This window comes from Paenibacillus sp. MMO-177 (assembly GCF_037147795.1).
Lineage (GTDB): Bacteria > Bacillota > Bacilli > Paenibacillales > Paenibacillaceae > Pristimantibacillus.
Genome location: NZ_JBBCUR010000001.1, coordinates 12667 through 35081 on the forward strand (window position 1 = coordinate 12667; position 22415 = coordinate 35081).

The window sequence follows — 22415 nt, forward strand, 5'->3', positions numbered from 1 at the left end:
TCAAATCCTCATCACTAGCCCGTCTGTGCGGCCAGCCTCATAATGCTTTGTTCTGTCGCGTCTTTGCCGTCGAGGATACCCGTTGCGCGGCCCTCGGACATAACCATAATCCGGTCCGACATACCAATAAGCTCCGGCATTTCAGACGAAATCATAATGATGCTCTTACCTTGCTTCGCAAGATCGATAATGATCTGGTAAATCTCGTATTTGGCGCCGATATCGATACCGCGTGTCGGCTCGTCCAGCAGAAGAATGTCCGGATCCGTCAGCAGCCAGCGTGCGAGAAGCACCTTCTGCTGATTACCGCCCGACAGATTGCGGATCAGCTGATTGACCGACGGCGTCTTGGTTCTGAACTTTTCGACGCCTTTCTTCGCTTCAACGCGCATCTTCGATTCGTTCAAGAGGCCAAACGGCCCTTTATACAAACCAAGATTAGCAATCGCGGTATTCTCGGTAATGTTGAGCACCGGGAAAATACCGGTTACGCGGCGTTCCTCGGTCAATAGCGCAATCTTGTGCTTTTTCGCATCGATCGGGGACTTAATCGTGATTTGCTTGCCGTCTTTGTAGATCGCCCCGGACTTCACGGAACGAAGTCCAAACAAGGCTTCGATCAATTCGGTACGCTGTGCCCCTACGAGGCCGCCAACGCCAAGAATTTCGCCTTTGCGAAGCTCAAAGGATACGTCTTTGAAAGATTTCGGATTTATGGAAGTAAGGTTCTCTACTTTCATCATCACTTCTGCCGGCACGTTCGTGCGCTCCGGGAAACGCTCCGACAAATCGCGGCCTACCATGCGCTGGATGATCATGTCGATCGTCAGCTCTTTGGATTCCCAGGTCCCGATATACTTACCGTCGCGCATGATCGTTACGTCATCGGAGATGCGCAAAATCTCTTCCATTTTGTGCGAAATATAAATGATGGCTACGCCGCGTGCACGCAGCTTGTTGATAATCGCAAACAAATGCTCAACTTCGTTGCCCGTCAGGGAAGAAGTAGGTTCGTCCATGACAATGACTCGCGAGTTGAACGACACGGCTTTCGCAATTTCGAGCGATTGAATTTTGGACACCGACAATTCGCCGACAAGCTGGTTCGGATCAATGTCCATGTTCAAATCTTCAAACAAGGCGACTGTGTCTTTGTACATCTTTTTATGGTCAATAAACCGCAGCGGACGAACGCCCGTCATCGGAAATCTGCCAAGCCAAATGTTCTCCATCACGCTGCGCTGAGGCACCGGATGAAGTTCCTGGTGAATCATGGATACGCCGCTGTTCAAGGCGTCCTTCGAGTTTTTAATATCCGCTTTTTGTCCATTGAGGAAAATCTCGCCCGCATCCGGATGATAAATCCCGAACAAGCATTTCATCAGTGTTGATTTACCCGCGCCGTTCTCGCCCATCAAGGCGTGAACCGTACCCGGCCGAACCTTCAGCGTTACGTTGTCAAGCGCTTTAACGCCAGGGAACGTCTTCGTAATATTGTTCATCTCAAGCAAATAAGGATGCTGCTCTGCCATTAATATAGCCTCCTTTAATCCGGCTCCCATCCAAGAAGCAAGGTACAAAAAAACAGGGGGCGACGGAAGTGCGGTTGTCGCTCCCTGTTTTTCGTATCGTTATTTTTGTTTGTGTGAAGATTTGATACTCGAATTACTTTGCGCTTTCTTGCGTTACCTTTTGGTAAGGGATCCAAACGTATTTGCCGTCCGTGATGTCATAGCCCGTGTTTTCTTTCGTAGGCGTTTCGCCTGCAGCCAGAACCTTCATCAGCATAACCGTAGCTTTACCTTGGTTTTCAGCATCGTTCAGAACCGTACCGAGCATCGTGCCGTCTTTCAGCGCTTGCATTGCAGGGTCCGTTGCGTCTACGCCTACTACCGGCATTTTCTTGTCGCCTTTGAAGTAGCCCGCTGCTTTCAGAGCTTCGATTGCGCCGAGTGCCATGTCATCGTTGTTTGCGATAACCGCTTCGATCTTGTCGCCATGGGAACCAAGGAAGGCAGCCATTTTCTCTTGGCCTTTAACGCGGTCCCACATCGCTGTATCTTCAGCCAGCTTTTGAACCTTGATGCCAGCATCTTGAATCGCTTGAACGGAGAACTTCGTGCGGAGCTCAGCGTCTTGGTGACCCGGCTCGCCTTTCAGCATAACGTATTGCAGAACGCCGTCGCCGTTTTTGTCGGCTTCAGGATGCGACTTCCAGTAGTCGGCGATGATTTCGCCTTCCATTGTGCCGGACTCTTCCGCTTTTGCGCCTACGAAGAACGCTTTGTCCCATTTCGCAAGGTCGTCAGCAAGCGGTTCGCGGTTGATGAATACGACCGGAATGTTCGCTTTTTGAGCTTTGTCGATAATAACGCCCGCTGCCGTACGGTCAACCGGGTTAATTGCCATTGCTTTTACTTTTTTCGTAATGAACAAGTCAACTTTATCGTTTTGAGTCGGCTGGGAGTTTTGGCTGTCCACGATATCAACCTTAACGTTGCCTTCAGCCGCTTTGCTGATCGAGTTGCGCACGCCGCTCATAAATGTGTCGTCAAATTTGTAAATGGCTACCCCTGTTTTAGGAAGGCTTCCGCCGCTTGTACCGCCGTTATTCGAGTTCGAGCAACCTGCTGCCGTAAGTGCCATTGCCCCCGCAACGAGAGCCACTGTCCATTTTTTCATCTCTGTAATACCCCCCGAGTGAATTAAGTAATGCGAGCTTGCCGTGTTGCTTGCTTGCTGCATCCTTATTATGTCGAAATTTGAAATGGATTCGAATCTAATATTCTCATCTTTTTTATTAATATTCTCATCACTTTCTTATTACTGAACGACAGGGAATAGCAGCTTCTGGTTATCCTTCCAGAACATGTTCTTCCTGTCGATCAGCTTGCTTTGAATTTCGACACGGGATGGGACTTTATGGCCAAGCGCCGCTTCCATTGCATACTTCATGCCCAGATATCCCATGCTGAACGGGTTTTGCACGATTAGCTTTTGCAGCTGATTCTCTTGAAGCAGCTCCAGCAGCTCGGGCGAGCTGTCAAAGCCGATAAGCTTGACCTTGTTCCCCGCCTGCTCGTTCCTCAGCTCCGTCGCCGCGCCAATCGAGGCTTCTGTATTGAGAGCGATGATGCCGTCCAGCTGCTGCTTGCGCAGCTCCTTGGCTACCGCCCTGCTGCAATGGTCACGGTCGCCGCTGCATGTCACCTGGTCAACGATATGAATGCTCGGGTATTTGGCGGCTGAATCAAGAATCCCTTGAGCTCTGAGCCTGCCGTTAATGCCCCCTGCAGCGTGAGCCACAATCGCAATTCGGCCTTGCCGTTCGAGCTGGTCGGCCAGCTCCCGAAGCGCCTGCTCGCCTGCTCCGTAGTTATCCATGCCGATATAAGATCTCGTTTTTCCGGAAGTCAATACGCTGTCGATTGCAATAACGGGAATATGCCGTTCCGCAGCTTCTTTCAGGAACGGGGCAAACAACTTATCATCGCTGGCAGCCAGAACAATCGCGTCAGGCTTTGTCGCAAGCGCCTGCATGGCTGCCCGAAGCTGTCCGTCGGCATCGGTTTCATCGTTAGAAGCGGTGGTGTACATCGTAATGCCAAATTCCTTAACCGCGGCTTGCGCGCCAAGCATGACATTTTGCCAATAGCCGCCATCGCTTGACCGCAAAATAACTTGGATCGTTATGTCCGAAGGCTTCTGTTTCCGCTCCAGAATTCCCGGATTGAAGGCGGAAACAAGCAGTACGAGGGCAGCCACGGCAAGCAAAATACCAACAATCATCCTTTGTCTTCGGTTCATTCCCCCTGCTCTCTCCCTTCTGCCTGCGTCAATTCCATCGCCGGGAATCGGACCGTAACGGTTGTTCCTTCTTCAAGCTCGCTCTCGAAATGCAGACCGTAAGCCTGGCCGTAAAATAAGCGAACTCGCTCCTGAACGTTCATGACGCCTACTCCCGAGCCTTTGGAGCTTGTTACCTCGCCCTGCGTAACCTGCTTAAGACGTTCCTCGCTCATGCCAAGGCCGTTGTCCCTTACTTCAATTACGATATCTTGGCCTTCCTGCATAGCCTTGATCCAAATATGACCTTTGTCTACGGAAGGCTCGATGCCGTGGGCCAACGCATTCTCGATTAACGGCTGAACGATTAATTTGAGGGTGGCATAGTTCAAAATACCCTCATCCGCTTCAATCGAGAATTCGAACTTGTTCTTGAATCTCATTTGCTGAATGACGAGATAATTCCTGGCATGCTCAAGCTCATCGGCAATCGTAATGACGCTTTTCCCTTTGCCAAGACTGATCCGGAACAGCTTCGATAAAGAAGTGATCATGGTGGTCACTTCCTCGTTCTTGTTCATCCCTACCATGCGAACAACCGAGTTGAGCGTATTGTATAAAAAATGAGGGTTAATCTGCGCCTGCAAAGCCTCAAGCTCATAGGTCCGTTTGCTTTCCTGCTCCGAGACGATTTGCCTCATCAGCTTTTTAATCGTGCCAATCATGATGTTAAACCGGTCGGCCAGCTGACGGACCTCAAGAGGTCCTTCTCCAATCGCGGTCTGCTCGAAATTGCCGTGCTCCACATTTTTCATAGACAATTCAAGCTGCTTGATGGGTCTTGATATCCGCCGCGAGACAATGCTCGAGAGCAGCGCAACAATCAAAATTAAAGCAAGCAGGAGCTGAAACATGGATCTGTTCAGCTCAGAAATAGAGGTCATGGCTTCATCCCTGTAGGACACGCCTACAACCTTCCAGCCTACATTGCCGATGGTCTGAACACTGATGATTTTGGTAGCGTTGGACGTTTTGTCGATATAGCTGCCGTAAGTATGTTTGAGCGCAAGCTCGACGTTTTCGTTTTTCAGTCCGGCATATATAAGCTGCAGCTGAGGGTGATAGACAATGTTGCCTGCCGATTCGTCCAGAATGTAGACGTAGCCTTTCTCGCCAAGACTAACCCTGTCGGACAATTCATCAATCGTGTTGAAGTTGACGTCAAGCAGCAAAACGCCTTGGATCGGCCTGCCGTTATGGATAATCGTAATGCTTTTGCTTAGCGAAACGACCCATCTGAACTGCTCTTTATACAGATTTTGCACATGCGGCAGCGAGATCGACAAATGGTTTGGCGTATCGAGCGCGCTCTGAAACCAGCTCTCCGATGTGACATCCAGAGCGTTCTTCATCGTGACGTCGGGCAAGTCCATGACGAGCTGCCCTTTGTCATCGAATAAAGCAAGTGAAACCGTGTCCGCGCGGGTAGACATCATCGTTGCCAACTGGCGGTGCAGACTTTCCGAGTCCACATCGCCGCTTTGCGTAATGGTATGGTACATCATATTGAACAGATCGGAGGTTGCCTGCACGTTATTTTCCAAACTGTAGCTGACCTGATCGACAATTTGCTGCGAATTGCGGAACGCGTTCTGTTCCGCGGTTGCGGCAAATCGGCTGTAAAGCACCGTACTTACAACAATAATGATAAAGACCGAGAACAGGATAAGGGAGACGGACAAAATGTATTGAATGCTTCTGCTGTTCCCGCTTTTCATTTGGACTCCGTCAAGCCGCTTCGGTATTCCTTGGCCGATACTCCCGCGTATTTCTTAAAGCAGAGACTGAAATAGTTCGGGTCGGCGAATCCGACCTTCTCCGCAATCTCGAAGGTCTTCAGCTCCGTTGTCCTCAGGTATTCCTTCGCCGCTTCCATGCGAAGCTGCAGCAAGTAGGCGCCGTAGGTCATCTTCACTTCCTTCTTGAACAAGCTGCTGAAATAACCCGTGCTAATATGAAGATGCGCGCAGACAACGTTTATCGAGAGCTCGTGGTCGTTGAAATTGCTTTTCGTAAACTGAATTGCTTCCTCTACGATATGCTTATACGAATGCTGCCTGCGGCTTGCAATACGGCTCCTTACTTTGCCGCATAGCTCGGTAAACCAGGCCTTAGTCTCGTTAAGCGTATTCAGCTTCTGGTACTGATCCAATATGCCAACCGCAAAAATAGGATCTTTGTCCGTACCGTCGTCGAGCATCTTGGACAGCTTGATAATAGCCGTTACCATCTCGAGCAGATAATGCTCGAAGTTATGCACCGGAACCGGTGCATGCACGCGCGCGAGATCATCAAACAGCTCATTGATGACATCGGCCAGCTCCTGCTCGGTTCCCACCTTGATGGACCGGACCAGGTTCTGCTCCTTCCACTCGTCAAAGATCAGCTTCTCCTGCACGCGTTCTTCCATATCGTCGATGCAAATAATTTGGTTAATCCCGAGAATTCTTCGGTAATCAAGCGCCACCTCCGCCGCTTCATACGAGTACTTCAAGCTGCGGATATCCCGGGTAAACCTCCCGACTCCAATCATGACGGGAAGCCTCAGAAATTTTTCAATGCTCTGCAAAATTTCTTTCAGCGCGTCCTGGGTAGCCTCCATTACTACCTCTTCGTCCTTGCCTTTGGAACTAACTGTAAACAGGACAACTTGGTCTTGATGAATAAATACTTTTCCAAGTTTTTGCCTGGACCAGATTTCGCTTGCTATGTTCGTAATGGAGAACAGCTTCAGATCAAGATCCTTAATCGAAGAGACCGCATGAAGAGGGTCAAGATCCTCTTCCGGCTTGTCCGAATGGAGAACGGAGATGACCGAAACAACATAGCCCTCGCCCTCCAGCTCCATACCGTATTTTTCCGCTTTCTCCCGGATGCTTGCCAGCGACTGATGCCGCGTAATTAAGGAAGACAGGAACTTTTCGCGGACAATCGGCAGCGTCATGCGGTAATGCTCCTGCAACAGCTCGACATTGTTCCGCATCTCCCTCTCTTCATCCATCCGCTGCTTCACTTGAAGCACCGTTTCCGTTAGTTGGCTTCCCGAGAACGGCTTCAGTACATAGGCTTCCACCTGCAGGTTAATGGCCTGCTTGGCATATTCAAATTCGTCATGCCCGGTCAGAATGACGACACGGGTAATCGGATACATTTTTTTCACCCAATCGGCAAGCTCTAGGCCGTTCATATAAGGCATGCTAATATCGGTAATGAGCACATCCGGCTCCATTTTTTCTGCAAGCTCCATCGCTTCTTTCCCGTTGCCGGCCGTCTTCACCTCGGAGAAGCCGCAGCTCTCCCAGTCAATCTCCATCATGAGACCTTCCGTTACTTCCGGTTCGTCATCCACAAGCAGCAATTTATACACGATGTCTGTTTCCTCCTTCATCAAACCAGTACTCATTTTGCCACAAATAAAAAGACGGTAACAGTAAATTTGTCGAAAATTGTAGGCAGTTAGAGCGTATTGACCATAATAAGCCTAATTTGCTCTGTTTTACAAGCATTTACGGCCGTTCACGGCTTCTGCTCTTGTAGCCAAGGTTTGTCCGATATGATAAACTCAAAGGTATGACATTACATGGGAGGGACTTGCATGGCGCCTAAGAAAATGAGATCAGACATGATTAAAAAAGGATTTGACCGCGCACCTCACCGCAGTCTTCTGCGGGCAGCAGGCGTAAAAGAAGAAGATTTCGGCAAACCGTTTATCGCGGTTTGTAACTCTTATATCGATATTATTCCAGGTCACGTCCATCTGCAGGAATTCGGCAAACTGGTTAAAGAAGCGATTCGCGAAGCGGGCGGCGTGCCGTTCGAATTCAACACCATCGGCGTAGACGACGGTATCGCGATGGGTCACATCGGGATGCGTTATTCCCTTGCCAGCCGCGAGATTATTGCGGACTCCATAGAAACAGTAGTTAACGCACACTGGTTCGACGGTATGGTCTGCATTCCTAACTGCGACAAAATTACGCCTGGCATGATGATGGGTGCCCTTCGCGTAAACATCCCAACCATGCTCGTAAGTGGCGGACCAATGAAAGCCGGCAGAACATCCGACGGCCGTGCAATTTCCCTGACTAGCGTATTTGAAGGCGTAGGCCAATATATCGCAGGCAAAATCGACGAAGTAGGTCTTACTGAATTGGAACAATTCGGTTGTCCGACTTGCGGATCTTGCTCCGGCATGTTTACTGCAAACTCGATGAACTGTCTGGCAGAAGGTCTTGGCCTTGCGCTGCCAGGCAATGGCACGATTCTTGCTGTATCGCCTGAGCGTAAAGAGTTCGTTAAAGAATCGGCTCGCCAGCTGATGAAACTGATCGAACTTGGCATCAAACCACGTGATATCGTGACAAAAGAAACAATCGACAACGCATTTGCTCTTGATATGGCTTTGGGCGGTTCAACAAATACCGTTCTTCACACGCTTGCTATTGCGCATGAAGCCGGTATCGAGTATCCAATCGAACGCATCAATGAAATTGCAGAACGCGTTCCGCATCTTGCGAAAATTGCTCCGGCATCCGATTACCACATCGAAGATGTTCATGTTGCAGGCGGCGTAAGTGCCGTTCTTAATGAGCTGCTCAAAAAAGATGGCGCATTGGATGGCACGCGTATAACTGTTACTGGTAAAACACTTCGCGAGAATGTTGAAGGCTGTGAGATCCTAGATACAGATGTTCTCCGTACGATCGATAACCCGCATAGTGAACGCGGCGGCTTGGCTGTATTGTTCGGCAACCTGGCTCCAGGCGGCTCGATCGTTAAAGTCGGCGCTATTGACAAATCGGTTGGCGGCTACCATAAAGGTCCAGCGATCTGCTTCGACTCCCAAGACGATGCACTTGCTGGCATCGCCGGCGGCAAAGTGAAAGAAGGTCATGTAGTCGTTATCCGCTACGAAGGTCCTAAAGGCGGTCCTGGCATGCCGGAGATGCTTGCTCCAACTTCGCAAATCGTTGGTATGGGTCTTGGCACTAAAGTCGGCCTGATCACCGACGGTCGTTTCTCCGGCGCATCCCGCGGCATCAGCATCGGTCACGTATCTCCGGAAGCGGCAGAAGGCGGCCCGATCGCCTTCGTTCAAGACGGCGACATCATTGAACTTGATATGAACAATCGTGGAATTAACCTTCTCATCAGCGACGAAGAGATGGAAAAACGCCGCGCCGCATGGCCTGGCTTCGAACCGAAAATCAAACGCGGCTACCTGGCTCGCTACTCCCATCTTGTTACGAATGCAAGTACGGGCGGCGTAATGAAGATGTAGTTCGCAGAATTAGAGTTGAGCAGCTCCTTTGGGGGCTGCTTTTTTTGTTTTATGTGGGATGTATAGCAGCACTCCGCAGACGTATATCTCTTCCAATCGCTGTTGGTTCCGGATTCCTCTGATTCAACTATTAGCAAAGTTGGAATCCGGCAACCAAAGGCGAACGCTCCGCTTTTCCAGAGATATACGTCTGCTCCGTTGGAGCAAACAACAGCAGCAGTGGCGACGTCGCTGACTCCATTCTGCTCCTTTTTGGGAGGAATGGAATGTATGGTGCCTGACGACCCCGGCACAGGTGATTATCAGGTTATTGTGCCTCCCTGTTGGGAGAACCTACCTAAACCAAACCAAAAACCAACCACCCAAACACCCAACACCCCATACATCTCAACCACCCCAACCGTCCCAACCACCTACTAAGACCAAAGCTATCCACGTTTCAAGCAACACTTGCATCAGATCTTCAAAGTTAAGCAGATGCACTACAGTTACAGATACCGTTCTCCCCTAAATTAATGATTAATCGGTCAAGAACAGCCTCTCCACAGCGTCTACACGGAACACATCAGCCTATCTGGCTTCTCTCCAGTTGCTTAGCAATGTGCGATATCGTAAAGGTAGCTCCAATGGGTATGATTGAGTGTCTTAGCGATATGGCATATCGTTAAGAAGGCGGGAAGTCGGGGATTTTCGTTGAATTAGCTGCTTTCAGGCTAGCTTTACGATTTCCGGCATCGTTAGGATGGTTCAGAAAGGTACGAATGAGCGGCTTAACGATATGGGATATCGTTAAGGCATAAAAAGAAGAAAAAGGAACAAAAAGCCTGGCAGTCAGCGACTGCCAGGCTTTTTTAGATGACGGATGGGTTGCTGTCCAGTTCGGAAGCATCCGCGTTGTCGAGGGAAGGAGCAGATTTTGCCGCAGCCACTTCTTGATGAGGCTTAACCGGTTTGGCCGAAGAGGCATGCGCGCCGTTTACGGCGAACATCAGCAGCTGTTCCAGCGGCATCAACAGCATATGGGGCTTGATGGAATCCCGCTTTGCTTTGCCTCTCGCGTTGCGCTGCTTATTGGAAAGAACGCTAGTAAGAAGTTTTAAGTATATACGCGTTGTCCGGGCGAACATACCGTCCGGAAGCGGCTCAACCTGGAAGCCCAAACGATCCGCTCCCCGATGAATCATGGTCACGCCATAGGTTGCGCGCGCGCCTTCTGCTTCAGGATCTTTAGCGAGCGTTCTCGCCAGAACCGGCAAAGCCTGTTCCATTTCCCGGAGCAGCCGAATTCCCGTCGATAATGGCGAACCCGATTGCAAGGCAATCGAAGACAGCATCTTGTTATCGAAATGCAGCTCTACGATTTTGTCGCCGTTCTTTAAGAAGCCGTTATCCGCCAGCTTAATGGGCTCCCCGTGGTACTTAATCATGCGGTAGTGGAATACCGAATCCTCGCCTCCGACGTTTTTGAGCCGGAAAACAACGTGATACAGCTTTTCGTAGATCAGCCATGCTCCAACTAAAGCTTTCTTCATTACAGACCGTTTCGGCGTTCTGTCTGTCAATCTCATCATCTCCGCTATGCCGACAAACCGAAAGCCCCGTTTCGTGGCTTCTTCCATATAAGCTTCTAGGGCAATCAGCATATTGGCCGGTGCTGTTGGATCCGCGCCTGGCGTACGTCCGCAGTCATGCAGCAGCAATACTTCTCCGGGACGCATCTTCCTCATCATTTTCTGCTTAAGACGCTCTGCGCCAAGCTTAGCGCTCCAATCGCCAAAAATGGCCGACCACAATATGATTTGCATCTTATTGCGGTTCATGAAATCAAATACATTAACAATCCCCCAAGGCGGGCGATAAAAAGCGGAACGGATTCCGACTGCCTCCCGTATTACGTCTGAGGTACGATCGATCTGAGCGCGAACCGTCTTTGGCCTCATAAACCAGTTGGTCTTATGAACATAATTATGGATAGCGATTATATGACCTTCCTCATGCATTCTCCGCAGTATTTCCGGATGCTTCTCCGCATGTGAGCCAACTACGAAAAAAGTGGCCTTCGCCTTATAACGGGCAAGCAGATCAAGCAGCTGGGGCGTATATTCAGGATCCGGACCATCATCAAAGGTTAAAGCGATCTCGCTTGTAACACGGCCTTTCTTGAATACGCGAAATCCGAAAACACGGCTGATAAGCGCAGGGATAAAGGCATACAAGGACAATAAGTAAAATGCCCAAAGCAGCAATTGTAACATTTTGTATTCCCCACCGTTTATGAAAGTTATAAACACGATACCTTTAATTGTACCATATGAGCATTAATTATAGGCATCGTTTTAAAAATTATAGTACAATCACAACAGGGATTTGATTCCTGAACGAGAGGAGATTATTGTATGCTTCCGTTTTACAAGAAATACTGGCGTACCGCATTCGACATAGCGCTTATTGCCCTTACGGTCTATCTGGTTATGTTCGCCTTCAGCTATCTGTACAAGATCGCAACACCTATTTTCTTTGCATTCGTGATTTACCTGTTTATCGAACCGCTGGCCAAGCGGCTGAACAAGATCGGCATCAAAAAATCGATTGCGTCCGGCATATCGGTACTGGTGTTTTCCCTTATTATTATTGGCATATTTTCCGGACTAGCCTATATCATTACAAGCCAAGGCGCCGACTTTATCAAGGTGAAATTGCCGCAGTACCAGGAGCTGTTCAAACAGCAGGTGCAGGATGATTCCAGCGTGTTCCAGCAAAAGCTGCAGGCTTTGCCTCCGGAATGGGTCCAAAAGATTACGGAGTACATAAACGGGGCAACGGAATATTTGCCGAAGCTGGCCAATATTATTTTCACCGGTCTTGTCGGTTATATTTCTTCTTTCTCTACTTTCTTGTTCAACTTCGTAATTGGGATTATTCTTGCTTACTTCCTGAGCATTGAGATTAAAATGTGGAAGAAAACCGCCAACGACAAGACGCCTAACACCTTCAAAAAAGCTTTCTTCTTCCTTCGCGAGAATGTATTTAAAGGAATCGGAGCTTATGTGAAGGCTCAGGCAAAAATGATGAGCATTACGTTCCTCGTTATTTTTGCGGCACTCCTTATTCTGCGGGTAGAAAATGCATTCGCCATTTCCTTAACGGCCGGGATCTTCGACGTATTGCCGCTTCTTGGCGTCAGCACGCTGTTTATCCCTTGGATTATTTATTTGTTCCTGGTTGGTCATACCTCGCTTGCCGTATGGCTGTCCGTCCTCTTGGTCGCGGTTGTTCTGACGCGCCATATCGTGGAGCCAAAAATTACGGGCGATACGCTTGGCGTGTCCGCCTTTACCATGCTATCTTGCATGATCATATCGCTGCATTTGTTCGGCGTAGCCGGCGTAATTCTGTCGCCAATCATCATTATTCTGATCAAAGCGTTGTACGAGCAAGGCTTCTTCCATCGGTGGATCCGCACGCCGCATGGCGAATTCGATGTACATCCGTTCCCGGCTGCCGCCGAGGAAGAAGTGGACGGCAAACATCCTTCAACGGGAGTATAAGGCGAGAATATCCATCACGCCGCGAAAAAGCTCCGTTGCCTGGTTGCCGCTGTCCGGCGGACGATTCTCCGCCAGCACCGCAACCGCATAACGGGGCTCCTGGGCCGGACCGTATCCCGTGAACCATTGGTTCACGCGAGGCGCTCCGGCCCTTGTTATTTCGGCGGTGCCGGATTTGCCGGCTATCGCCCACAGCCCTTGGCGGATCGACCGGCCTGTTCCATGGTCGACAACCGCCTCCATGCCGCGAAGCAGCTTGCGCGCGGTGGCCGGACGAATCCGGCCATCCGATGCAGGAGCGCTCTTCGCGGGCAGCGTCACCATCCGCTGGCCGTTGGCATAGCGGATTTCCCGCACGAGGCGCGGTTCCATCACGCGCCCGTGGTTCAGCAGCGTTACGACTAGATTCGCCGCCTGCAGCGGCGTCATCAATACATCACGCTGCCCAATGGCGGATTGCGCCATTACGCCGCCATCCGTCATAACGCCGGCCACAGCCGGGAATAACCGCCCGGCTTCCTCTTCGCCAAGCAGCCGGAGCGGATGGCGAAACGGTCCAAAGGCCCGTTCCGAATGCCAGCCTGCTTGCTTCCCAATCCCTAAAGCAGCTGCTGTACGCTGCAGCTGCTGCGCGGTTAACCGCTCCGCGATTGTCGCGAATACAATATTGCATGACTGCGCGAGTCCCTCCTGCAGCGTAAGCGTGCCATGCCCGCCCTCTTTCCAGCAGGACAAGCCGTATTTGCCGTATTCTCCGTTGCAGGTAAAACGCTCCTTCTCGGTGGTTACCCCCGCTTCCAGAGCGGCAGCCTCCGTAACCAGCTTAAAGACCGAGCCGGGAATGGCCGCCTGAACCGCATGATTAGCCCACTCCTTCTCGTTATCCAGCTGCAGCGGCTTCATCTGCGGCCTGGAGATCATCGCCACGATATCTCCGTTCTTCGCGTCCAGAACAACAACCGCCCCTTCCTTAAGCCGCTTGGCATCGATATAAGCTTCAAGCCTATTCTGCAATTCAAGATCAAGCGTAGTCTGAACCTGAAGCGGATAATACGGATTCCCCGGCCCCGTAACGCGGTAATTCAACCCTAGCAGCGGCCCATTGTTGCCGTCTGTAAAATAAGAGACGGAAGTAGCGCCAGCGCCATGCAGCAAATCATCCAGAGACTTTTCAAGACCCGAACCGCCTATCAGCTCATTGATTTTCCGTTTGCCTGACTGAAGCTCCTTCGCATAAGCCAGCTCTAGATGCTCCGGATGCTGGCTGATATATCCAATTGCATGCTTGGCGGCAAACCCCGTTAAATACCTGTTCCGGTATGGCAAAGCCCTTACTCCGTTCAAATGAAGCTGAGCCAGCTTCCGCAGCTGCTTGTCCGATAAACGGTAAGGAAACTTCTCCTCCCCCTGATGCCAGAAGGACGGCTCCCGCAGCTCCCTCCACCAGCTCGCCAGCTGTCCTTCGGTTACATCCAGCATCGAGGCAAGCTGCTGCACATTCCGATGCCATTTCTTCTCCGCTTCAGAATCTTCAAACTGCATATTCACGGGAAATAAGGCAAGCGTATAATACGTCTCCCCCGTAATTGGCCTATTATAACGGTCTACGAAATCTCCCCGGCCGGAGTCCAGCACAAGATTCCGTTCACGTTGCATAACCGACATCCGCTTCCAGCTGGTCCGGCTCATGGCAGCGGCGGCGTTCTTATGCCCGTAGCCGGGAGTCAGCTGCAGCCAGGCGAGTCTCGCAATAAACCCGGACATGATAAATACAAATAATAACCCGATTACAGCGATTCTTTTTTTCATGCAAGGCGCCTCCAGTCATTAGACATTATCGCCTTACGAAAGAACAAAAAACCGTCCAAACGGATCTTTCATCCATTTGGACGGCTGCAAAATTAATCGATTTTGAAACGGGACAACGATTCTTTGAGTCCGCGGGATACGGCATCCAGCTTCTCGGACAGGTTAACGAGCCCGTTGCTGATGCTGAGCTGCTCGGTGCTAAGCGACGCTACTTCCTCGGAAGTAGCCGAGGACTGCTGCGCAACGGCGCTAACATTCCCCATCGCTTCCGTTAACACCACTTGCGATTGATCAAGCATCGTAATCGAATTCGTAACCGAATCCAGCTTTTGTACGAATTGTCCCATTTGGTTCTGTACCGTGAGGAAGAGCTGGTTCGCTTCTTTAACCGAACCGATCTGCTCCTGGAACAGCGGGTACGCATCGGACAATACCGTAACCGTCTCTTCGATCTGCGTCATGATGGTCTCCGTAATCTGGCCTACGACATCAATCGATTGACGGGATTGATCCGCCAGCTTGCGGATCTCATCGGCTACGACCATAAAGCCTTTGCCGGCCGCTCCGGCACGCGCCGCTTCGATAGTAGCGTTCAGCGACAGGATGTTCGTCTGCTTCGTCAGATTGTTCAGGACATCCAAAATTTTAACGATGGACCCCGTGCTAAGCTTAAGGCTATCTACCTTCTCTACCATGGAACGGGTCATTTCTTCCGTCATGCCCGTTTTCTCAATAAGAAGACCCATATACGCCGTACCTTGCTGGCTGGCTTTCTCCACCTCGCCCGCAGATTCAACCATATGACCGGTTGCTTCCATAACCGACTTCATCTGATCATTGATATTGCCTGTCAGATCGCTGCCTCTTTCCGCCTCAACCGCGAGGCTGGATGCGCCGCTTGCGATCTCTTCCGTCGCAACGGAAATCTCCCTTGCCGAGATCGCCGTTTTCTTCGATACATCGGTCAGCTCGCCGGCTGTAGACAATACATCGTCAGCGGATTGGGTCGTTTGCTTGGCAAGCGCCGTAATTTGAATCATCATTTTGTTAAAGCTCTCGCCAAGCTGACCGATTTCGTCCTGTCTTTTCGTTATATTCGAGCGAACCGTCAAATTGCCGCGTTCGCCTTCATTCATCAGATTGCGCATAGCCATAAGCGGCATTGCGATGGTGCGGATAACCAGCATGCCGATCGCGATCGCGATAAACATCGCAACCAGGGCAATCAGCCAAGTCATCTTGTTAATTACGCCGGCGTCTTTAACAAGCTCTTTAACCGGGATTGTCCCTACCAGTCTCCAGCCGGCCGTATCCAGCGTCTTGAATACGGATAGAACCTCTTCCCCTTCAGAGGACTTCTCTTTAAGAGAGCCTTCCTCGTCAATATTCAGCTTGACCACATTGCCTTTGCCGATAAGGCTGCTATCCGGGGCTGCAATGTACTTGTTGTCGCTGTCTACCAGGTAAATCTTACTGCCAGCGCCAAGCGAAATGTCTTCATACTTCTCGCGGATATCCGCCAGGTTAATCTCGAGCAATAGAACGTAAGACGCCACGTTGGTTGTCGTGTTGTTCATCTGTCTGCTGAGACCAATCGACGGCTGCTTGTCCTTTGTGCCAAAGCCGGTCGGCTGCGTTCCAATCCAGTTGACGCCGCCTTTCGAGGATTTGGTTTTCTCGAACCAGTCCGATTTCATCAGATCCGGGGCTACGGCAACAGATGCCGTTCCGTATGTAATAACCGGGAGATTATCTTTCAGCGGCAGCAAATAAGCACCGATAATCGCCTTGTTGCTCATCACTGCATTTTGCAGGCGGTCTCCCAAATTCTTCTCTGCTTCAAACAAATCAAAAGCTTCCGTGCTGTCTTCCAGACTAGAAACAAGCTTATGGAATTCTTTGTCGATCATGATCTGCATCGTCAGATCCTCATACGTCTTCAGAATAATATCCAAATTCGCCGAAGCCTGTACAATGGTCTCGAAGCTTGCGCTTGATACTTTGTCCTCAACGATGGCTTTTGCTTTCCAGTAGGCCATTTCACCTACCACCAATACGCAAGCAATAATGCTTACGAAGATAATCAGGAACAACTTTGTACCTACCGACTTTAATGGGTTCGAGAAAATGGAAGTGAATGTCTGCGTTACTTGCTTCGTGGTTTGAGCGGTAACCGCCTGCGCTTTTGATTGCGCTTTCATATTTTGCGGCTTCTCTTTAACTTTTTTAGGTTTGTCCGTTTTCTTCATGCAAGACACCGCCTTTTTATCGTTATGTAGTTTGTCGTCTGGATTGGTCTAGTTCTATTACCCTATATTGGTAGGTACAGTCCTATTATTTTATATCGGTCGGAAAATGTCAATTGATTAGTAGATTCGAAAACTATTTTCCCCAATAAAAAAACAAGGAGGGACTTTTTCCCCTCCTTGTCGTTATTTTCCGCCTTATTTCGCAGCCGTCTGGTTGCTCTTTTCGATATTTTTCAGATGCTCTTTATACGTTTTGGCAAACAAATGCGTCTGCGAACCGTCTTTTTTGGTGACGTAATAGAAGTAGTCGTTTTTCTCCGGATATAAGGCCGCTTTAATGGAAGCGATGCTTGGGCTTGCAATCGGTCCCGGCGGCAGTCCGTTAATCTTGTACGTGTTATAAGGACTGTCAATCTGCAAATCCTTTTCGTATAACCGTTCCTTTGGCTTATCCAGCAAATACTGAACGGTGGCATCGATTTGAAGAGGCATTCCTTTCGCCAGTCGGTTATAGATGACGCCGGCCACAATCGGCCGTTCATCGTCGACAACAACCTCTCTCTCGATGAGCGAAGCAATCGTGAGCAGCTGATGGAGCGTCAGCTTGCGCTCGGCGAGAACGTCCGTCCACCCCTCGGGAAGGGTATCGAGCTTCGTGTCCAGCTCGGCCATCATCCGCTTGAGAATATCCTCTTCCATGCTGCCCTTCTTCAGCTCGTAGGTTTCCGGGAACAAGTACCCTTCCAGCCGGTGATGAAGCTTGCTGTCAGCCGGTATCGATTTCACCGCCTCCGCGCCTTCCCAGCCCGGGGCGGAATCGGCAAGCGCCAGGAATTTATTCTTGTCAATAAGTTTATCTTCCGCCAGCTTGTCGGCAATTTGAAGCAAAGTAAAGCCTTCCGGAATCGTGAACCGGATCATGGCCTCCGCTACCGTATCCCCGCTGTTCAGCTTTGCGATGATCGCGTCATTCTTCATGCCCGGGCTTAGATCATAAACGCCGGCCTGGAAATGCGAGCCTTCCTTCTTGGCCTTCAAATAATATTTAAACAAAAAGGAATTCTTGATAATGCCATGCTCTTCCAGCGTGTCGGATACCGCAAACGCCGAAGCCCCTTTTGCGATTTCAATTCGGACAGGATCGCCTGGAGCTGTCGGCTTTAAACCGTTCCAAACATACAAAAAGACACTCCCTGCTCCGATAATAAGGAGAGCCAGGAGCGATAAAATGACCCATATGACAATACGGCCTGCCGAGGGCCCTGATTTTGAGTGCTGCTGTCTCGATTGCACCAACCGCGTTCCTCCTAAAATGAATTATCACCCTAATGGCCATATGTAGGCCATTGTGATGATTCATCGCATCGTAAGCATAAACTTTTCATCAGTTACATCCATTTTCCGACAATTATTTCCTTCAAAAGCCTGAGAAAAAGAGCGGTGGGAGCCGCTCTTTTTCAACTTGCTTATGCAATTAAGGCATTTCGTCGTTTGCGAACAGAAGATCATCGTAAGCTTCCGACGCAAGTTCCCACTCATCATCGTCCTCAATCGTTTCAAGCTGGGGTTCGCCGTTATCGGTCAGAATGACGCGGAACAGCTCTACCTCCTGCTCTTTCTTCATGTCAGGCGACTGCAGAGCGGCATAAACGTACGGGCCCAGCTGAAACTCCGCCTTGATCTCGAATTTGTCGAGACTTCCGTGTTCAGAGACCAGCTCGATTACGTTCCCGAACGCTTCCCGAAGCCGCTCTTGCGGAACCGGAATAATGCGCTCATTATCTGCCATTAATTTTCCTCCATCTCGCCGAGAAGCGTGTTGAAGGTTTCTTCAACCATGTTCCACTCTTCTTCGTCTTCAATGGTGTACAGCTTCAGGTCGTCGCCTTCTTCTTCATAACGGAAAGCGTATACTTCATCTTCCTCGTCATTGTCGCTTGCAAGCGGAACAACCATCATATATTTCGAATCAGAGCCATCCACTTCAAACTTCATGATGACTTCGAATTCTTCTTCGTTGCCGTCTTCATCCGGAATATAAATAATTTCCGGTTCTTCGAACTGCAGGTCATCCTTTGTCATCGCAACCCTCACCTTTTCGTTTTAGAATCGAGATAATTTTGCAAAATAAGCGTTGCCGCCATTTTGTCTATTACTAGCTTTCGCTTCTTCCGGCTAACATCCGCCTCAAGCAAAGTCCGCTCGGCGGATACCGTTGTCAGCCGTTCATCCCAAAGGTGAACAGGCAAGTTTAGTGTTTGCTGAAGCTGCTCTGCGAATGCCATACTTATCTCGCCGCGGGGGCCAATCGTATTGTTCATATTTTTCGGCAGTCCCACAACGATTTCCGTTACTTCATGCTCTTTCACCAGCTCGGCAATCCGATCCATTTCGCCGCCGTCCCTGCGCTTGTGAACGGTTTCCAGTCCCTGCGCGGTCCAGCCGAACGCGTCGCTGACCGCAACTCCGATGTTGCGGTCACCGTAATCCAAACCCATTGTCCTCATATCCGGCTCCTAATCCTTATTTCTTGTTGTTCAGATAAAACCGGACAAGCTCTTCAATGAGTTCATCACGTTCTTTCTTGCGAATTAAGCTTCTGGCGTTGTTATGCCGTGGAATGTAGGCGGGATCTCCGGACAGCAAATACCCAACAATCTGATTGATCGGATTGTACTCTTTCTCCAGAAGCGCCTCATGCACCGTAAGCAAAATGTCTTGTGAGGAAGATTCGCCTTCCGCCTTCACATTAAACTTCATCGTGTTGTCCATGGAATTCATCGCCAGCACCTCGCTTTCCAACCGCATTTATTAACTAGTTTATTACATTTACACTGCTATCATATCACATTTGATTGGTTAAGAACCAGTTCTTCGGCAAGTTTCAAAGCTTCGTCCAGCTTCGAAGCGTCTTTGCCGCCTGCTTGCGCCATATCCGGACGTCCGCCGCCGCTGCCGCCGCAATGCGCCGCCGCTTCTTTGACGATCTTGCCGGCATGGAAGCCTTTCTTCACCAGGTCGGCCGATACGGCTGCAACGAGGCTTACTTTGTCCTCTTGCACGGCGCCAAGGATAATAACCGCCGAAGGCAGCTTCGCTTTCAGCTCGTCTGCGATGCCGCGGAGGGCATCCATGGTAGGCGCGCTGACTTTCGCGCTCAGCACCGTTACATCGCCAACCGTCTTCGCGTTTTGCTCAAGGGAGCCTGCTTCGATACGGCTCAGCTTCGCCTGCAGCGATTCATTCTCGCGGCCCAGCTCTTTGACTTGCGCGAACAGAGCTTCAATCCGTTTCGGAACATCGTTGTTATTCGATTTAAGAAGCGCCGAAGCCTGCTTCAGGAGATCAAGCTGACCTTCCGTATAGCTGTAGGCATGGCGGCCGGTTACGGCTTCGATGCGGCGTACGCCGGATCCGATACCGCTCTCGCTTACAAGCTTGAACATACCGATCTGGGACGTATTCGCTACGTGGCAGCCGCCGCAAAGCTCGATGCTGTAATTGCCGACTTGCACGACACGCACGATATCGCCGTACTTCTCGCCGAACAAGGCCATCGCGCCCATTGCTTTTGCTTCCGCAATCGGCTTGCTCTCAATAACGACGGGAGTTCCAATCCAGATTTGCTCGTTGACCTTGCGCTCGATTTCCGTCAGTTCTTCAGGCGTGATGCTGCCGAAATGGGAGAAGTCGAAACGCAGGCGGTCGGCTTGCACAAGCGAACCCGCCTGGTTAACATGATCGCCAAGCACTTCTTTCAGCGCTTTGTGCAGCAAGTGAGTGGCCGTATGGTTCTTGATGATATCCTCGCGCACCGAACGGATAACAACGGCTTCCACGGTCTCTCCCGTACGAACGGTACCGGAAGCCACCACGGCATGATGCACGCTTTGGCCATGCGGCGCTTTCGTCACGTCTTCAACCTGCAGCGTAAATCCGTTGCCTACGATTGTGCCTTTGTCGCCGATTTGGCCGCCGCTTTCCGCATAGAACGGAGTACGGTCAAGCAGCACAAGCACGCGGCTGCCTTCGTGTGCGAGGTCTACCAGCGAATCTTCATGGACAATAGCTGTGATTTGGGCTTCTGTTACCAGTTCATTATAGCCAACAAATTCACTTTTAACCGTAAAGTCGGCAAGCGGACCGCCTTGCACGTTCATGCCGCCTGTTTCCTGGCGGGCTGCGCGAGCGCGCTCGCGCTGGGCTTCCATCGCGGCGTCAAACCCTTCGCGGTCAACGGTCATGCCGTTCTCGGAAGCAAAATCCTCCGTCAAGTCAAACGGGAAGCCGTACGTATCGTAGAGGCGGAATGCGTCCTCGCCGCCGATCTCCGTCTTGCCCGCTTTGCGTGCTGCCGCAACCAGATCGGACAACATCACAAGACCTTCGGACAAGGTTTCGTGGAAACGCTCCTCCTCCGTACGGATAACGCGCTCGATAAACTCGCGTTTGTCGACAACCTCCGGATAGTAAACGCCCATAATTTCGCCGACAACGGAAGTCAGCTCATACAGGAACGGACGGTCGATGCCGATTGTTTTACCATAACGCACGGCACGGCGAAGCAATCGGCGGATAATGTAGCCGCGGCCTTCATTGGAAGGCATAACGCCGTCGCCTACCGCAAAGGCAACCGTACGGATATGGTCGGCGATTACTTTCAACGCAACGTCATGCTCTGCATTGACATGGTACTTCACGCCAGCGATTTGGCAGGTACGCTCGATAATCGGAATAAACAGGTCGGTATCGAAGTTGGAATCCACATCCTGAAGGATGGAAGCGAAGCGCTCGAGACCTGCGCCCGTATCGATGTTTTTGTTCGGAAGCGGCGTATAGCTGCCGTCTTTGTTATGGTTGAACTGGGAGAATACAAGGTTCCAAACTTCGAGGAAGCGCTCGTTCTCGCCGCCCGGCCAGCATTCCGGATCGTTCAGATCGCCGTACTTCTCGCCGCGGTCATAGAAAATTTCGGTACAAGGTCCGCATGGGCCTTCGCCGATATCCCAGAAGTTGTCCTGCAGCTTGTAGATGCGTTCAGCCGGAAGGCCGATTTTCTCGTTCCAGTACTTGTACGCTTCTTCGTCTTCAGGATATACCGTAACGGAGAGGCGCTCGGGATCGAAGCCGATCCATTCTTTGTTCGTCAGAAACTCCCAAGCCCAAGTGATGACTTCCTCTTTAAAGTAGTCGCCGATGGAGAAGTTGCCCAACATCTCGAAAAACGTATGGTGGCGGCGGGTTTTGCCGACATTCTCGATATCGTTCGTGCGAATGCATTTTTGCGAGTTCGTGATGCGCGGATTGTCAGGGATGACGCGTCCGTCGAAATAAGGCTTGAGCGGAGCCATGCCCGCATTGATCCAGAGCAGCGACGGATCGTTGTGAGGGACAAGCGATGCGCTTGGCTCGATATGGTGTCTTTTGCTTTCGAAGAAGGAAAGCCATTTGGAACGAATTTCACTTGCTTTCATTGTTTTACGCCTCCGTTTAACATTGAGTTGAGATCAGCATGACGGGCACTGCGAGAAAGGTTGAGCCTTCGGCCGCTGTTGTTTTTGAATCCCTTTGAACGATATGTACAAGGTTAGGATTCAAAAACAAAGGCGGACGCTGTCGCTCCAAAAGCTTCAACCTTTCTCTCCGTGCTCCAACGCTGCCCACTTCTTCAAACCTTTAAAA

Annotated in this window: 17 protein-coding genes; 2 read left to right on the plus strand and 15 right to left on the minus strand. The window is 50.5% G+C overall.

What is annotated here, in order from left to right:
* Window positions 1–14: 14 nt before the first annotated feature.
* From WFK81_RS00080 to WFK81_RS00100, 5 genes are all read right to left on the minus strand, one after another.
* Window positions 15–1532, minus strand: a complete 1518-nt coding sequence (locus WFK81_RS00080; protein WP_336784443.1) for a sugar ABC transporter ATP-binding protein — start codon at window positions 1530–1532, stop codon at window positions 15–17.
* A 133-nt stretch (window positions 1533–1665) separates the two neighbouring features.
* Entirely contained in the window at window positions 1666–2682 is a 1017-nt protein-coding gene (locus tag WFK81_RS00085; RefSeq protein ID WP_336784444.1) for a galactose ABC transporter substrate-binding protein, read from the minus strand.
* Between the two features lie 141 nt (window positions 2683–2823).
* Window positions 2824–3807: a substrate-binding domain-containing protein gene (locus WFK81_RS00090; RefSeq protein ID WP_336784445.1), complete on the minus strand. Its 984-nt coding sequence runs from the start codon at window positions 3805–3807 to the stop codon at window positions 2824–2826.
* Window positions 3804–5564 carry a cache domain-containing sensor histidine kinase gene (locus tag WFK81_RS00095; RefSeq protein WP_336784446.1) on the minus strand — a complete coding sequence of 587 codons (1761 nt, stop codon included), beginning with the start codon at window positions 5562–5564 and terminating at the stop codon, window positions 3804–3806. Before WFK81_RS00095 ends, WFK81_RS00090 begins: the two co-directional genes overlap by 4 nt.
* On the minus strand, window positions 5561–7213 hold the full coding sequence (locus WFK81_RS00100) for a response regulator (protein ID WP_336784447.1): 1653 nt from the start codon (window positions 7211–7213) through the stop codon (window positions 5561–5563). The genes WFK81_RS00095 and WFK81_RS00100 overlap by 4 nt, the downstream gene beginning before the upstream one ends.
* 243 nt (window positions 7214–7456) lie before the next feature.
* Here WFK81_RS00100 and ilvD point away from each other — a divergent pair, with 243 nt between their 5' ends.
* Window positions 7457–9127 carry a dihydroxy-acid dehydratase gene (gene ilvD, locus WFK81_RS00105; protein ID WP_336785448.1) on the plus strand — a complete coding sequence of 557 codons (1671 nt, stop codon included), beginning with the start codon at window positions 7457–7459 and terminating at the stop codon, window positions 9125–9127.
* A gap of 664 nt (window positions 9128–9791) precedes the next feature.
* Here ilvD and WFK81_RS00110 read toward each other — a convergent pair.
* Window positions 9792–10016: a hypothetical protein gene (locus WFK81_RS00110; protein WP_336784448.1), complete on the minus strand. Its 225-nt coding sequence runs from the start codon at window positions 10014–10016 to the stop codon at window positions 9792–9794.
* Window positions 9979–11382, minus strand: coding sequence for a polysaccharide deacetylase family protein (locus WFK81_RS00115; RefSeq protein WP_336784449.1), 1404 nt, complete (start codon window positions 11380–11382; stop codon window positions 9979–9981). The genes WFK81_RS00110 and WFK81_RS00115 overlap by 38 nt, the downstream gene beginning before the upstream one ends.
* A 141-nt stretch (window positions 11383–11523) precedes the next feature.
* Between WFK81_RS00115 and WFK81_RS00120 the strand changes: the two genes are divergently transcribed.
* Window positions 11524–12675 (plus strand): AI-2E family transporter, encoded by a 1152-nt coding sequence (locus WFK81_RS00120; RefSeq protein WP_336784450.1) that lies wholly within the window; start codon window positions 11524–11526, stop codon window positions 12673–12675.
* On the opposite strand, the gene WFK81_RS00125 is transcribed toward WFK81_RS00120, so the two are convergent.
* The 8 genes from WFK81_RS00125 to alaS all read right to left on the minus strand — a co-directional run bounded on the left by WFK81_RS00125 (window position 12661) and on the right by alaS (window position 22207).
* Window positions 12661–14484: a peptidoglycan D,D-transpeptidase FtsI family protein gene (locus WFK81_RS00125; RefSeq protein WP_336784451.1), complete on the minus strand. Its 1824-nt coding sequence runs from the start codon at window positions 14482–14484 to the stop codon at window positions 12661–12663. The genes WFK81_RS00120 and WFK81_RS00125 overlap by 15 nt on opposite strands.
* Before the next feature lie 92 nt (window positions 14485–14576).
* Window positions 14577–16733, minus strand: a complete 2157-nt coding sequence (locus tag WFK81_RS00130; protein WP_336784452.1) for a methyl-accepting chemotaxis protein — start codon at window positions 16731–16733, stop codon at window positions 14577–14579.
* Window positions 16734–16928: 195 nt separating this feature from the next.
* Complete coding sequence (gene mltG / locus WFK81_RS00135; protein WP_336785449.1) at window positions 16929–18026, minus strand: endolytic transglycosylase MltG; 1098 nt, start codon at window positions 18024–18026, stop codon at window positions 16929–16931.
* A 181-nt stretch (window positions 18027–18207) separates the two neighbouring features.
* On the minus strand, window positions 18208–18522 hold the full coding sequence (locus tag WFK81_RS00140; protein ID WP_336784453.1) for a DUF1292 domain-containing protein: 315 nt from the start codon (window positions 18520–18522) through the stop codon (window positions 18208–18210).
* Complete coding sequence (locus tag WFK81_RS00145; protein WP_336784454.1) at window positions 18522–18815, minus strand: DUF1292 domain-containing protein; 294 nt, start codon at window positions 18813–18815, stop codon at window positions 18522–18524. Before WFK81_RS00145 ends, WFK81_RS00140 begins: the two co-directional genes overlap by 1 nt.
* An 8-nt stretch (window positions 18816–18823) precedes the next feature.
* Window positions 18824–19240: a Holliday junction resolvase RuvX gene (gene ruvX / locus WFK81_RS00150; RefSeq protein ID WP_015845906.1), complete on the minus strand. Its 417-nt coding sequence runs from the start codon at window positions 19238–19240 to the stop codon at window positions 18824–18826.
* A 16-nt stretch (window positions 19241–19256) separates the two neighbouring features.
* Window positions 19257–19514 carry an IreB family regulatory phosphoprotein gene (locus WFK81_RS00155; protein ID WP_015845907.1) on the minus strand — a complete coding sequence of 86 codons (258 nt, stop codon included), beginning with the start codon at window positions 19512–19514 and terminating at the stop codon, window positions 19257–19259.
* Between the two features lie 59 nt (window positions 19515–19573).
* Window positions 19574–22207 carry an alanine--tRNA ligase gene (gene alaS / locus WFK81_RS00160; RefSeq protein ID WP_336784455.1) on the minus strand — a complete coding sequence of 878 codons (2634 nt, stop codon included), beginning with the start codon at window positions 22205–22207 and terminating at the stop codon, window positions 19574–19576.
* Between the last annotated feature and the right edge of the window lie 208 nt (window positions 22208–22415).

Excerpts from the sequence above, each read along its gene's own strand:
- WFK81_RS00155 (WP_015845907.1), bottom strand. The coding sequence starts at position 19,514 with ATGAATTCCATGGACAACACGATGAAGTTTAATGTGAAGGCGGAAGGC.
- WFK81_RS00140 (WP_336784453.1), bottom strand. The coding sequence starts at position 18,522 with ATGGCAGATAATGAGCGCATTATTCCGGTTCCGCAAGAGCGGCTTCGG.
- WFK81_RS00120 (WP_336784450.1), top strand. The coding sequence starts at position 11,524 with ATGCTTCCGTTTTACAAGAAATACTGGCGTACCGCATTCGACATAGCG.
- WFK81_RS00085 (WP_336784444.1), bottom strand. The coding sequence starts at position 2,682 with ATGAAAAAATGGACAGTGGCTCTCGTTGCGGGGGCAATGGCACTTACG.
- WFK81_RS00090 (WP_336784445.1), bottom strand. The coding sequence starts at position 3,807 with ATGAACCGAAGACAAAGGATGATTGTTGGTATTTTGCTTGCCGTGGCT.
- WFK81_RS00095 (WP_336784446.1), bottom strand. The coding sequence starts at position 5,564 with ATGAAAAGCGGGAACAGCAGAAGCATTCAATACATTTTGTCCGTCTCC.
- WFK81_RS00130 (WP_336784452.1), bottom strand. The coding sequence starts at position 16,733 with ATGAAGAAAACGGACAAACCTAAAAAAGTTAAAGAGAAGCCGCAAAAT.
- WFK81_RS00080 (WP_336784443.1), bottom strand. The coding sequence starts at position 1,532 with ATGGCAGAGCAGCATCCTTATTTGCTTGAGATGAACAATATTACGAAG.
- WFK81_RS00110 (WP_336784448.1), bottom strand. The coding sequence starts at position 10,016 with ATGCTTCCGAACTGGACAGCAACCCATCCGTCATCTAAAAAAGCCTGG.
- WFK81_RS00125 (WP_336784451.1), bottom strand. The coding sequence starts at position 14,484 with ATGAAAAAAAGAATCGCTGTAATCGGGTTATTATTTGTATTTATCATG.
- ilvD (WP_336785448.1), top strand. The coding sequence starts at position 7,457 with ATGAGATCAGACATGATTAAAAAAGGATTTGACCGCGCACCTCACCGC.
- WFK81_RS00145 (WP_336784454.1), bottom strand. The coding sequence starts at position 18,815 with ATGACAAAGGATGACCTGCAGTTCGAAGAACCGGAAATTATTTATATT.
- WFK81_RS00115 (WP_336784449.1), bottom strand. The coding sequence starts at position 11,382 with ATGTTACAATTGCTGCTTTGGGCATTTTACTTATTGTCCTTGTATGCC.
- ruvX (WP_015845906.1), bottom strand. The coding sequence starts at position 19,240 with ATGAGGACAATGGGTTTGGATTACGGTGACCGCAACATCGGAGTTGCG.
- alaS (WP_336784455.1), bottom strand. The coding sequence starts at position 22,207 with ATGAAAGCAAGTGAAATTCGTTCCAAATGGCTTTCCTTCTTCGAAAGC.